Here is a 12,622-nt window from a genome sequence, read left to right on the forward strand (position 1 = left end):
TAAGGCTTTCTCGTGCGGTCCCACGGTCCCAGGGCCGGGGCCCCGGGGCACGCGTACGGCGGGCACCTCACACGTTCGGGGGCGCCCCCTCGATCGGGCGTCCGAGCACACCCGGTCGCTGCTGCCACGGAAGGGGGCCTGTGGGCGGGCGGTAGCTGACGCCGAGGGCGTCAAGCCGGGCGTAGTGGGCGGTCATTCGGCGCCGGAAGTCCGCGTAGTCGCGTTCGGCGGGTGCGGGCAGGGCGCTCCAGGCGACCTCGGCGAGGGCGGCCAGGCGCGGGAACACCTGGTAGTCGACGCGGTCCTGGCTCTCCATCACCTCGGTCCACACGTTGGCCTGGGTGCCGAGGACGTGCCGCGCCTCCGCCTCAGTGAGCTGCGGGGGGACGGGCTCGAAGCGGTAGACGTCCTCCAGGGTGCGGACGTAGCCGATGGGCATCGGTTCGTCGTCGCCCGGCGCCTGACGGTGGTCCAGGTACACCTGCTGTTCGGGGCACATGACGACGTCGTGTCCGGCACGGGCGGCGGTGATGCCGCCCTGGTAGCCGCGCCAGGACGACACGGCGGCGCCGGGCGCCAGGCCGCCCTCCAGGATCTCGTCCCAGCCGATGGGGCGGCGGCCGCGTTCGGTGAGCCAGGTGTCGAAGTGCCGGATGAACCAGGACTGGAGCTCGTCCTCGTCCTTCAGGCCGAGTTCGGCGATGCGGGCCTGCGCGGCGGGTGACTGCTTCCACTGGTCCTTGGGGCACTCGTCGCCGCCGATGTGAATGAACGGCGAGACATCGGCCGGGAAGAGGCCGAGGAGTTCCTCGAACACGCCCTCGTAGAAGCGCAGGGTGTGGTCGGTCGGCGCGAGTACGTTCGGGGTTACTCCCCAGTTGTCCCAGACGGTGAGGGAGGCGGTGTCGACGACGTCCGTGTTGCCGAGTTCCGGATAGGCCGCGATGGCCGCCTGGGAGTGGCCGGGGACATCGATCTCGGGGACGACGCGGATATGCCGTTCGGCGGCGTACGCGACGATCTCGCGGATGTCGTCCTGCGTGTAGAAGCCGCCGTGCGGACGGTCGTCCCACAGTGGTGAGGCGCGGTGGCCGAATTTCGTGCGTGCGCGCCAGGCGCCTTGCTCGGTGAGCCTGGGGTGGCGCTTGATCTCGACGCGCCATCCCTGGTCGTCGGTCAGGTGGAAGTGGAAGACGTTCAGTTTGTGCGCGGCGAGCAGGTCGAGATAGCGCAGGACTCCGTCCTTGGGCATGAAGTGGCGTGAGACGTCCAGCATCAGGCCGCGCCAGGGGAAGCGGGGTGCGTCCTCGACGGTGCCGGTGGGGACGGTCCACCTGCGGCCCGGTTCGAGGGGCGCGCGCCGGAACGCGTCGGGGCCGAGGAGCTGACGGAATGTCTGGGCTCCCCAGAAGACGCCGGCGGCGCTGCCGCCTTCGATGCGGACGGCCCGCCGGTCGACGGTCATCCGGTAGGCCTCCGGGCCGAGTTCCTGGCCGAGTTCGGGATCGACGCGCAGTTCGATACGGGTGTCGCCGTCGCGCAGTTCAAGGCCGGTGTCCGCGTCGCGCAGGGCGAGGCCCGTGGCGGCGCCGACGGTCGAGCGCAGCCAGCGGGTGACGCCCTCGGTACCCGCGCCGGCGGCGATCGTGGTGGTGTCGCCGAGTTCGTGGAGGCCGTCACCGGGCGCCGTCCGGCGGGGTGCGGGAATGAGATCTGCCGAAGTCACTGACGTCAGTCCTTAACCGCGCCGCCGAGCCCGGACACCAGGCGCCGCTGTACGAGTACGAAGAAGACCAGTACCGGAATGGTCATTACCGTCGACGCCGCCATGATGCCGCCCCAGTCGTTCTCGTCGGGTTTGAAGAAGACGAGCAGGGCCATGGGCAGGGTCGACTGCGAGGTGTCGCTGATGATGAAGGACTTCGCGAACAGGAAGTCGTTCCAGGTGGAGATGAAGGAGAAGACGCTGGTCGCCACGAGGCCGGGAAAGACCAGCGGGAAAAGGATCTGCCAGAGGAACCTGGTGCGGCTCGCGCCGTCGATGTACGCGGCTTCCTCAAGTGCTTCAGGAACGGCCTTCACAAAGCCACGGAGCATCCACACGGCGAAGGGCAGGGAGAACGCGAGGTGCGGCAGGATCAGTGAGCCGAGTGTGTTGAGCTGCCCGAAATCCCGCATGAGGAAGAAGAGCGGAATGGTGAGGGCCTCGACGGGCACCATCTGCGCGACCAGGAACATGATGAGAAGCGTCGTGCGGAACCTGAAGCGGAACCTTGTCACCGCGGTCGCCGCGAGGAATGCGACGAGGGCGGAGAGCACGACGACGGTGCCCGCGACGATCAGGCTGTTGAGGAAGTACCGGCCGAATTCCTGCTGTTGGAAGACGCGCCGGAAGGAGTCGAGGGACGGCGCGAGCGTCCAGGGTCTCGGCTCGGCCGACTCGATCTCGCCGGCGGGCTTGAAGGCGCCGAGCACCATCCAGTAGAGGGGGAAGGCGACGACGAGGGCGATCAGGAGAGCGGACGCCTCGGCGGCGAGCCGCCACGGCCGCCGCACCCGGAGCCGTACGCGTACCCGTACGGAACTCACGGCGCGTACGGGACTCGCAGCACGTACGGAGCTCACAGCTCCTCCCCTCTGCGGCGCAGGATCCGCAGGTAGCCGAGCGTGACGGCGAGCAGGATCAGCAGCATGACGACGCCGATCGCCGAGCCGAGGCTGTACTGGCTGGACGCGAAGGCTTTTTGGTACGCGTACACGTTGAGGACGAGGTTCTGGCCCGCGATGCCGCCCCCGTTCGTCATGACGTAGATCTGGGTGAACACCTTGAAGTCCCAGATGACCGACTGGACGGTGACGACGAGGAGGATCGGCCGCAGCATCGGTGCGAGCACCGAGCGCCAGATCCGCCACTGCGAGGCCCCGTCGAGGGCCGCCGCCTCGACGATCTCCGCCGGGACCGCCCTGATGCCCGCGTACACGGTGACCATCACGAACGGGAAGGAGCACCACACCACTTCGAGCAGGACGAGCGCGAAGGCGCTGTAGCGGCCGTACGTCCACGAGAAGTCGCCGAGCCCGAACACCCGGTTGACCGGGCCGAAGTCGGGGTCGAAGAGGAACATCCAGACCGTGGATCCGGTGACGGCGGGGGTCGCCCAGGCGCCGAGCGCGGCGAGCATCAGGGCGAGCCGGGGCAGGGCGCGTACGCGGGTGAGCAGGACGGCGAGGGCGCAGCCGACGGCGAGGGTGGAGACGACGCACGCGGCGGCGAACAGGACCGTGGCGAGCAGGACCTGCCAGAACTGTTCGTCGGCGAAGAGCGTCGCGTAGTTCCCGAGCCCCTGGAAGGTGGTCGGTTCGCCGCCGCTGACCTGGGCCTGGGTGTATTCGAGGAACGAGATCAGGCCGAGTTGGTAGACGGGGTAGACGAGGAGCCCGCCGAGGAGGAGCAGGGCAGGGGCGAGATACAGCCAGGGGGTCCAGGCGCCGGTGCGGCGGGCGGTCGTGGTGTGGGTGGCCACTCGATCAGCCCGCGGCGCGGAAGGCGGTGTCCATCTTCTTCGCCGCGTCCCGCGAGGCCGTCGCCACGTCCTCACGTCCGCTGACGATCTCCTGGAACATGGTCGGCAGGACGAGCGAGGCGTCTATCTGGCCCCAGGCGGGCGATGCGGGCACGAACTTGGCGCCGGCGCCGAGGGTCTTGATGAAGGGCGCGACGAAGGGCTCCTTCTTCGCGACGCTCTCGCGGACGTCCGTGTACGTGGGCAGGAATCCCATCGCGTCGAAGAGTTCGCCCTGCGTCTTCTTCGAGGCGAGGCTCTTCATGAGGTCCACGGCGAGCGTACGGTGCGAGGTGCTCCTGAGTACGCCGATGTTGTTGCCGCCCGCGAAGGCCGGGGCGATGTCGCCCTTGTCCGCGCCGGGCAGCGGCACGACGGCGTACTTGCCCTTGACCTTGCCGTCCTCCATGGCCTGGTGGCTGAAGTCGCCGCCGATGGCCATGCCGGCCTTGCCGGAGGCGAAGGCGGTGACGGTGTCGTTGCCGCCCATGCCGGCGCACTTGGCCGCCGGACAGTTGTCGCCGCCGAAGAGGGACGTGTAGGCCTCGATGCCCTTGCGCGCGGCCGGGCTGTCGATGGCCGACTCGTACGATCCGCCCTTCTTCTCGGCGAGTTCACCGCCCTGGGACCAGATGAAGGGCATGGCGCCGTACGTGTAGGCGCCGCCGACCGCGAGGCCGTACAGGTCGGGCTTCGCCTGGTGGATCTTCCGTGCCGTGGCGGCGAGTTGGGCCTGTGTCGCCGGGACGTCGAGCTTGAGGTCCTTGAAGATGTCGGTGCGGTAGTAGAGGGCGCGGACGCCGACGAAGTAGGGGGCGCCGTAGATCTTTCCGTCGACGGTCACGGACTCCTTGGCCGTCGGGTCGGTGTCCTTGGCCTCGGACCAGGCGCCGAACTCGGCGGTCACGTCGGCGAGGCCGCCGTCCTTGACGTATCCGGCGGTGTCGGTGTTGCCGTACTCGATGACGTCGGGCGCGCTCTTCGGGTCGTTGAAGGCGGCCTTGATCTTCTCGGCGCGGGTCTCGACGGGTATGTACTCGATCTTGACGTCGGCGCCGTCGTGGGACTTCTCGAAGGCAGCGACGGCCGCGTCGACGACCTTCTGCTTCGGCTGGTTGTTGACCTCTTGGAAGAGCCAGACGCGCAGGGTCCCGCTCTTGTCGTCCTTGGCGGAGCCGGTGTCCGACGTCCCGGGGGCGCAGGCGGCGGCGAGGGCAAGTGCGGCCAGGGGTGCGGCCATTCGGACGGGGAGCTTCATGGGGGCAGCCTCCGAAGTGTCGTTGCAACATACGCAATGGCGGTTTTGCTGTGCACAACACAGAGGAGGCTAGGAGGTCCAGACCACTGAGCGCAACGGTCGCGCAGGCAGCACAAAGGCCCCCATGGCGCGACAGATGCGCACCTCGGGGGCCTTTCGCAACGGCCTCAGGAGTCTCAGGAGCCTCGCGGGCCTTCAGCAGCGGCGCGGGCCGCCGCTTCTCGCCCTCTCGCCCTCTTGCTCCCTGCCTTTACTACTACTTGTCCTTGCCGCCCTTGTCCTTGTCGCCGCCGGCGCCCATGGACTCGTAGATCTCCTTGCACATGGGACACACGGGGTACTTCTTCGGGTCCCGGCCCGGCACCCAGACCTTGCCGCAGAGCGCGACGACCGGCGTCCCCTCGAGGGCGCTCGCCATGATCTTGTCCTTCTGGACATAGTGGGCGTAGCGCTCGTGGTCGCCGTCACCGTGCGACGTCTGCGGCGTCGGCTCTACGAGGGTCCCCGTACCTGTCCCGCGCTCGGGCTCAAGAGTGCTCATAGAAGCCAAGGGTACTTAAGCGCCGGGGGAAGGGTCAGCGGCCTCGGGACGAAGGGCCCGCACGCCCGGATCCCGCCGGTCACTGCACCGGCCGACGGCGTCAGTTGAGCGACGGATCGTCCGGGTACGTCGCCACTATCGCCAGGTCGCTGCGCTGGCGCCGCAGCACCGCCCGCCACAGCCCCTCGGGGTCCGTCGACGAGACGTCACCCGGCTCCGACTCGACGACGTACCAGGCGCCGTCGGTCAGCTCGGACTCCAACTGGCGCGGGCCCCAGCCCGCGTACCCCGCGAAGATCCGCAGCGAGCCGAGCGCGGCGGCGAGCAGCTCCGGAGGGGCCTCCAGGTCGACCAGGCCGATCGCGCCGTGGACCCGGCGCCAGCCGAGGGGCCCTTCGCCGCCCGGGATCACCGCGACGCCGAGCGCCGAGTCGAGCGAGACCGGGCCGCCCTGGAAGACGACGCCCGGATCCCCGGCGAGCTCGCCCCAGCCCTCCAGGATGTCCCCGACGCCGACCGGTGTGGGCCGGTTGAGGACGACGCCGAGCGAGCCCTCCTCGTCGTGGTCGAGGAGCAGCACGACCGCCCGGTCGAAATTCGGGTCCGCGAGGGCGGGTGTGGCCACGAGCAGCCGCCCTGTGAGCGAGGACACCTCGGTCATGCCAGACATGATCCCGCATCTTGCCGCCGAGCGGGGAGTCAATGACCCTTCCGGGGTGCGCCCAGCTCAGGGACGCCTCACGCGCCCCGCGCGTGCGCCGCGAGCCGCCCCGGGAGGTGACCCTCCGCGCCCGTTTCGGGACTTTTCGTGTTGTAGCGAAGTCATGACGTGCCCCCGGTGCCCTTGGGCTTACGGAAGGGGGGTAGGCGGCCCTTACGCTTATGCCTTGGCCCGCCCAGCGGCCCGGCCCGAAAGGCCTCGCCCGACGGCTCCGCCCTGCGGTCCTGACCATCTGTCCTGTCCATCTCATCGGAACGCGAGATTCATGACCGTCACCGACGATGTACTGCTTGTCCACGGCGGAACCCCGCTGGAGGGCGAGATCCGTGTCCGCGGCGCGAAGAACCTCGTGCCCAAGGCCATGGTCGCCGCGCTGCTCGGCAGCGAGCCGAGCCGACTGCGCAACGTCCCGGACATCCGCGACGTCCGGGTCGTACGCGGCCTCCTCCAGCTGCACGGCGTGACGGTCCGCCCAGGTGAGGAACCTGGCGAGCTGATCATGGACCCGTCGCACGTGGAGAGCGCCAACGTCGCCGACATCGACGCGCACGCCGGCTCCTCGCGCATTCCGATCCTGCTGTGCGGGCCGCTCCTGCACCGGCTCGGCCACGCGTTCATCCCCGGTCTCGGCGGCTGCGACATCGGCGGCCGGCCGATCGACTTCCACTTCGAGGTGCTCCGCCAGTTCGGCGCGACCATCGAGAAGCGGGCGGACGGCCAGTACCTGGAGGCCCCGCAGCGGCTGCGCGGCACGAAGATCCGGCTGCCGTACCCGTCGGTCGGCGCGACCGAGCAGGTGCTCCTGACGGCCGTCCTGGCCGAGGGCGTGACCGAGCTCTCGAACGCGGCCGTGGAGCCCGAGATCGAGGACCTCATCTGCGTGCTGCAGAAGATGGGCGCGATCATCGCCATGGACACCGACCGGACCATCCGGGTCACGGGTGTCGACAAGCTCGGCGGCTACACGCACCGCGCCCTCTCGGACCGTCTGGAGGCCGCGTCGTGGGCGTCGGCCGCGCTGGCGACCGAGGGCAACATCTACGTCCGCGGCGCCCAGCAGCGCTCGATGATGACGTTCCTGAACACGTACCGGAAGGTCGGCGGCGCCTTCGAGATCGATGACGAGGGCATCCGCTTCTGGCACCCGGGCGGCTCGCTGAAGTCGATCGCCCTGGAGACGGACGTCCACCCCGGCTTCCAGACCGACTGGCAGCAGCCGCTCGTCGTGGCCCTGACGCAGGCCTCGGGCCTGTCCATCGTCCACGAGACGGTCTACGAGTCCCGTCTGGGCTTCACGTCCGCGCTGAACCAGATGGGCGCGCACATCCAGCTCTACCGCGAGTGCCTGGGCGGCTCCGACTGCCGCTTCGGCCAGCGCAACTTCCTGCACTCCGCGGTCGTGTCGGGCCCCACGAAGCTCCAGGGCGCCGATCTGGTCATCCCCGACCTGCGCGGCGGCTTCTCGTATCTGATCGCCGCCCTGGCCGCTCAGGGCACGAGCCGGGTCCACGGCATCGACCTGATCAACCGCGGCTACGAGAACTTCATGGAGAAGCTCGTGGAACTGGGCGCGAAGGTCGAGCTGCCCGGCAAGGCACTGGGCTAGCCACAGCCTGCTGACGCCCTCTTGAAGCACTGCGGCAACACAGAAGGGGCGGCCACCCGGTTCGGGTGGCCGCCCCTTCTGTTGCCTGGCTTACTTGCCCTTGGCGGCTTCCTTGAGCTTGGAGCCCGCGGACACCTTCACGCTGAAACCGGCCGGGATGTTGATCGGCTCGCCGGTCTGCGGGTTGCGGGCGGTGCGAGCGGCACGGTGCGTGCGCTCGAAGGTCAGGAAGCCGGGGATGGTGACCTTCTCGTCGCCCTTGGCAACGATCTCGCCGACGGTCTCGGCGAACGCGGCCAGCACGGCGTCGGCGTCCTTGCGGGTCACCTCGGCGCGGTCGGCCAGCGCGGCCACCAGCTCACTGCGGTTCATGTTTGTACTCCCGTGTTCTTCTTGCCGTTGAGGCGTGCCACGCGGCGGAGCCGCATGTTGGGCACAGCGAAGCCGATGCTGCCAGGGTCCTCGGTCAGGCCCCGGACCCGGGTCCGTCTTCAGACCCTCGCGCCCGAAGACGCATCCTGCCCCCACCAGCGGCGGGAAAGCCAATCCGGCGCCCTCAGGAGGCACCCGAAATGCGTCGCCGTCCCGGAATGGGGCGGGGTCGGGGCCGTGCTTCCCGGCCACCCTAGAGGGCGGCCAGGGGCCCCGCATTCCGCGACGCGCCGGGCCTCAGGAGGCCGTGGCGCCTGTCACAGCGCCGCCGGCGGCCTTCGCGGCGTTACGCACCGCTCCGGCGACGGCGCCCGCGACCTTGTCGTTGAAGACGCTCGGAATGATGTAGTTCGGGTTGAGCTCGTCCTCGCTCACCACGTCTGCCAGGGCGGCCGCGGCGGCCAGCATCATCTCCGTGTTGACCGTACGCGACTGGGCGTCGAGGAGGCCACGGAAGACGCCCGGGAACACGAGGACGTTGTTGATCTGGTTCGGGAAGTCCGAGCGGCCCGTGGCCACAACTGCCGCCGTCTGACGGGCGATTGCGGGGTCGACCTCGGGGTCGGGGTTCGCGAGCGCGAACACGATGGCACCCTCGGCCATGGCCGCCACATCGTCGCCGTCGAGCACGTTCGGAGCGGAGACCCCGATGAACACGTCGGCGCCGCGCACGGCCTCCTTGAGCGTGCCCGTGAGGCCCTCGGGGTTGGTGTTGTCGGCGATCCAGCGCAGCGGCGAATCGGCCTTCGCGTCGACGAGGTCCGCCCGGTCCGCGTGCACGACACCGTGGATGTCGGCGACGACCGCGTTCTTGACGCCGGCCGCGATCAGAAGCTTGAGGATCGCCGTACCGGCCGCACCCGCACCGGACATGACGACGCGGATGTCGCCGATGGCCTTGCCTGCGACACGCAGGGCGTTCGTCAGGGCGGCGAGGACGACGATGGCCGTGCCGTGCTGGTCGTCGTGGAAGACGGGGATGTCGAGGGCCTCGCGCAGGCGGGCCTCGATCTCGAAGCAGCGCGGGGCGGAGATGTCCTCGAGGTTGATGCCCGCGAAGCCGGGGGCGATGGCCTTGACGATCTCGACGATCGCGTCGGTGTCCTGGGTGTCCAGGCAGATCGGCCAGGCGTCGATGTCGGCGAAGCGCTTGAAGAGGGCCGCCTTGCCCTCCATGACCGGCATGGCGGCCATCGGGCCGATGTTGCCGAGGCCGAGTACGGCGGAGCCGTCCGTCACGACTGCAACGGTGTTTCGCTTGATCGTCAGACGCCGGGCGTCCTCGGGGTTCTCGGCGATCGCCATGCACACGCGGGCCACACCGGGCGTGTAGATCATGGACAGGTCGTCACGGTTGCGAATGGGATGCTTCGACTGCATCTCGATCTTGCCGCCGAGGTGCATCAGGAACGTACGGTCGGAGACCTTGCCGAGGACGACACCCTCGATGCCGTTCAGGCCCTGGACGATCTCGTCGGCGTGCGAGGTGGAGCTCGCGGCGATCGTGACGTCGATGCGGAGTTTCTCGTGGCCGGACGCCGTCACGTCGAGACCGGTCACCGAGCCTCCGTGGGACTCCACGGCCGTCGTGAGTTGGGATACCGCTGTTCCGCTGGCGGGCACCTCAAGGCGGACCGTCATCGAGTAGGAGACGCTGGGCGCCGTTGCCATGGCCGACTTCCTCTGCTTTCACCGTGTGGCTGCTGCTGTTTTTCCGTCCGATCGTCGCACCTACCGCTGAGTACGTGGTAGCCGCCCCGGATTGCGAACGTTTTGTTCACCGCCCGGACAGCACCCGGGACGCACCCAGGACGCTCACTTTCGGAAAGTTGTTTCCACCATACGAGAAGTGACGGAAAACAGAAAGAGGTCCACGTCACCAGGTGACGTGGACCTCTTCCTACGTTAATGACACCGACCCGCCATGCTCGCCTCGCGGCAAGTGGTCGCTCGAAGCGACGAAGGTTGGGCCCGGGGGCTTGGATCGAGCCGGTGCCACGTCCAAGGTAACAAAGGATCCCCGTAAGGCAATTCCCATCCCTCGAACTCATTCACGCAGCAGGTCCGGCACCCCGTCCGCGTCCGGTTCGTCGCGGCTGCCCGAGACGACCGTGAGCTGCTGCGTGGCGCGGGTCAGCGCCACGTACAGGACGCGCAGGCCCGCCGGGGACTCTTCGGCGATCTCCGCGGGCGACACGACGACCGTCGCGTCGTACTCCAGGCCCTTGGCCTCCAGGCTGCCGAGCGCCACCACGCGGTCACCGAGCCCGGCCAGCCAGCGCGCCGCCTCCTCGCGCCGGTTCATCGCCACGACTACGCCGACCGTGCCGTCGACCTGGTCGAGCAGGCGCGCCGCCTCCTCGCGGACGGTGTGCCCGAGGCCGTCCCGCACGACCGCGAACCGCGGGCGCACCCCCGTCGAGCGGACCGCCGACGGGGACTCGGAGCCCGGCATGGCGAGCGCGAGGACCTTGGCGGCGAGCTCGGCGATCTCGGCCGGGTTGCGGTAGTTCACGGTGAGCGTGAAGCGGCGGCGCGGGCGGGAGCCGAGGGCCTCGTCGCGGGCCTCGGCCGCCTCGTCGGGGTCCGACCAGGACGACTGGGCGGGGTCGCCGACCACCGTCCAGGTCGCGTGCCGGCCGCGGCGGCCGACCATCCGCCACTGCATGGGCGTGAGGTCCTGCGCCTCGTCGACGATGACGTGCGCGTACTCCGTGCGCTCCTGGGCCAGGCGCTCGGCGCGCTCGCGCTGGGTCTCGTGGCGCTCGGGCATCAGCTCCTCGAGGCCGGTGAGCTGGTCCAGGGGGTCGTACTCGCGCTTCTTCTTCGGGCGCAACGGGGAGCCGAGGATCGCGTTCAGCTCGTCGAGGAGCGCCACGTCGTGCACCGACAGGGCGTCGCGGCGCAGCGAGCGGGCGACCTTGCGGACCTCGCCGGGGTTGAGGATCCGGCGCGCCCAGCGGCCGAGGCGGCGCTCGTCACCCATCGCGGCGAGGACCCCGCGCGGGGTCAGTTCGGGCCACCACGCGTCGAGGAAACGGATGAAGTCGTCCTCGGAGGTGATGTCGTCGTCGAACGACGAACGCAGCTCCGCGGCCAGCTCCGGGTCGCTGTGGCGGGTGCCCGCGCCGGACTGCGACCACAGGGCGTCCAGCAGGAGCTTGCGGGCGCGCGGGCGCAGGAGGTTGACGGGGGCAGTGCCGCTCAGCGCGTTCTGCCGGATCCTCGCCAGTTCGGCGGCCTCCAGTTCGAGGCGGCGGCCGAAGGCGACGACGCGCAGGCGCGTGGGCTGCACGGCGGGGGCCGCCGCGTCGTCGTCGGGCTCCTCGCCGAAGGCCAGCTGGCCCGTGCCCTGAGACGGTTCCTTCGCGGACGTGCCCGCTTCGAGCGCGCCGCGCGCGGCCTTGCGCAGGACACGCAGCATCCGCGAGGAGCCCTTGACGCGGGCCACCGCCGGGGAGTCGTAGACCGTGGCCTCCGCGCCGGAGACGTCGTCGGCCAGGGAGCCGACCGCGCGGATCGCGACCTGGCCCTCCTCGCCGAGCGAGGGCAGTACGCCCTCGGTATAGGCGACGAGGAGCGGGGTCGGGGACACGATCAGGATGCCGCCCGCGTAGCGACGGCGGTCCTGGTAGAGCAGATACGCGGCGCGGTGCAGGGCGACGGCCGTCTTGCCGGTGCCGGGGCCGCCCTCCACGTACGTCACCGAGGCGGCGGGCGCCCGGATCACCAGGTCCTGCTCGGCCTGGATGGAGGCCACGATGTCGCGCATGGTGTGGCTGCGGGCCTGGCCGAGGGCGGCCATCAGGGCGCCGTCGCCGATGACGGGCAGCTGCTCGCCGTCGAGGTGCGCGGTCAGCTCGGGGCGCATCAGGTCGTCCTCGACGCCGAGCACCTTGCGGCCCTTGGAGCGGATGACCCGGCGGCGTACGACCCGTCCCGGATCGACCGGTGTCGAGCGGTAGAAGGGCGCCGCGGCCGGCGCGCGCCAGTCGATGACCAGGGGCGAGTAGTCGGCGTCCAGGACGCCGATCCGGCCGATGTGGAGCGTCTCGGCGATGTCGGCGGTCCGCTGCCCGTCCGCGTCCTCGCGTACGGCCCCCTCGGCGGGCTCCACGGCCGTGTACGCGCCGTCGGGGCCCTTCTTGCCGTCCTTGCCGGGCAGCAGGTCGATCCGGCCGAAGAGGAAGTCCTCGAACTCGTTGTTGAGACGGTTGAGGTGGATCCCCGCGCGGAACACCTGGGCGTCGCGCTCGGCGAGGGCGCCGGGGGTACCGACCTGCCCCCGCTTGGCCGCGTCGTTCATCAGGAACTCGGCCTCGTGGATCTTTTCCTCGAGACGGCGGTACACCTGATCGAGGTGTTCCTGTTCGACGCCGATCTCGCGATCCCGTACGGAATCGCGGTCCTGGTCGAGCGCGGTTTGCTGATGAGCCTGAGCGGCCACCGGGCCCCCTTCTGACGTGCTGGGCAGCCGTCAAAGGTACGCGAAGGGAGGCCC

General features: G+C 69.8%; 10 protein-coding genes. 1 reads left to right on the forward strand and 9 read right to left on the reverse strand.

All coding sequences use genetic code 11. From position 1 onward, the window contains the following. Positions 1-67: 67 nt before the first annotated feature. The 6 genes from AC07EJ_RS25305 to AC07EJ_RS25330 all read right to left on the reverse strand — a co-directional run bounded on the left by AC07EJ_RS25305 (position 68) and on the right by AC07EJ_RS25330 (position 6,023). Positions 68-1,726 carry a beta-N-acetylhexosaminidase gene (locus tag AC07EJ_RS25305; protein WP_478884974.1) on the reverse strand — a complete coding sequence of 553 codons (1,659 nt, stop codon included), beginning with the start codon at positions 1,724-1,726 and terminating at the stop codon, positions 68-70. 5 nt (positions 1,727-1,731) lie between these two features. Continuing rightward, on the reverse strand, positions 1,732-2,589 hold the full coding sequence (locus tag AC07EJ_RS25310; RefSeq protein WP_389488176.1) for a carbohydrate ABC transporter permease: 858 nt from the start codon (positions 2,587-2,589) through the stop codon (positions 1,732-1,734). 32 nt (positions 2,590-2,621) lie between these two features. Next, positions 2,622-3,524, reverse strand: coding sequence for a carbohydrate ABC transporter permease (locus AC07EJ_RS25315; protein ID WP_389488079.1), 903 nt, complete (start codon positions 3,522-3,524; stop codon positions 2,622-2,624). 4 nt (positions 3,525-3,528) lie between these two features. Beyond that, on the reverse strand, positions 3,529-4,821 hold the full coding sequence (locus tag AC07EJ_RS25320; protein ID WP_478884975.1) for an extracellular solute-binding protein: 1,293 nt from the start codon (positions 4,819-4,821) through the stop codon (positions 3,529-3,531). Between the two features lie 256 nt (positions 4,822-5,077). Then, on the reverse strand, positions 5,078-5,362 hold the full coding sequence (locus tag AC07EJ_RS25325) for a DUF3039 domain-containing protein (protein WP_362906294.1): 285 nt from the start codon (positions 5,360-5,362) through the stop codon (positions 5,078-5,080). A 100-nt stretch (positions 5,363-5,462) separates the two neighbouring features. Next, positions 5,463-6,023, reverse strand: a complete 561-nt coding sequence (locus AC07EJ_RS25330) for a YqgE/AlgH family protein (RefSeq protein WP_389488074.1) — start codon at positions 6,021-6,023, stop codon at positions 5,463-5,465. 325 nt (positions 6,024-6,348) lie between these two features. On the opposite strand from AC07EJ_RS25330, the gene murA reads away from it, so the two are divergent. Further along, positions 6,349-7,689, forward strand: a complete 1,341-nt coding sequence (murA, locus tag AC07EJ_RS25335; RefSeq protein ID WP_100593927.1) for a UDP-N-acetylglucosamine 1-carboxyvinyltransferase — start codon at positions 6,349-6,351, stop codon at positions 7,687-7,689. A 90-nt stretch (positions 7,690-7,779) separates the two neighbouring features. Here the strand turns inward: murA and AC07EJ_RS25340 are convergent, their stop codons facing one another. The 3 genes from AC07EJ_RS25340 to AC07EJ_RS25350 all read right to left on the reverse strand — a co-directional run bounded on the left by AC07EJ_RS25340 (position 7,780) and on the right by AC07EJ_RS25350 (position 12,568). After that, entirely contained in the window at positions 7,780-8,061 is a 282-nt protein-coding gene (locus tag AC07EJ_RS25340) for an HU family DNA-binding protein (protein WP_030680681.1), read from the reverse strand. 297 nt (positions 8,062-8,358) lie between these two features. Beyond that, positions 8,359-9,792, reverse strand: coding sequence for an NAD-dependent malic enzyme (locus AC07EJ_RS25345; RefSeq protein ID WP_389489121.1), 1,434 nt, complete (start codon positions 9,790-9,792; stop codon positions 8,359-8,361). Positions 9,793-10,168: 376 nt separating this feature from the next. Beyond that, positions 10,169-12,568, reverse strand: coding sequence for a HelD family protein (locus tag AC07EJ_RS25350; RefSeq protein ID WP_478884976.1), 2,400 nt, complete (start codon positions 12,566-12,568; stop codon positions 10,169-10,171). Positions 12,569-12,622 lie beyond the last annotated feature (54 nt).

The organism is Streptomyces sp. NPDC045026 (assembly GCF_056432625.1).

Coding starts and splice junctions, on each gene's coding strand:
- AC07EJ_RS25325 (WP_362906294.1), bottom strand. CDS start 5,362: ATGAGCACTCTTGAGCCCGAGCGCGGGACAGGTACGGGGACCCTCGTA.
- AC07EJ_RS25330 (WP_389488074.1), bottom strand. CDS start 6,023: ATGACCGAGGTGTCCTCGCTCACAGGGCGGCTGCTCGTGGCCACACCC.
- AC07EJ_RS25345 (WP_389489121.1), bottom strand. CDS start 9,792: ATGGCAACGGCGCCCAGCGTCTCCTACTCGATGACGGTCCGCCTTGAG.
- AC07EJ_RS25340 (WP_030680681.1), bottom strand. CDS start 8,061: ATGAACCGCAGTGAGCTGGTGGCCGCGCTGGCCGACCGCGCCGAGGTG.
- murA (WP_100593927.1), top strand. CDS start 6,349: ATGACCGTCACCGACGATGTACTGCTTGTCCACGGCGGAACCCCGCTG.
- AC07EJ_RS25320 (WP_478884975.1), bottom strand. CDS start 4,821: ATGAAGCTCCCCGTCCGAATGGCCGCACCCCTGGCCGCACTTGCCCTC.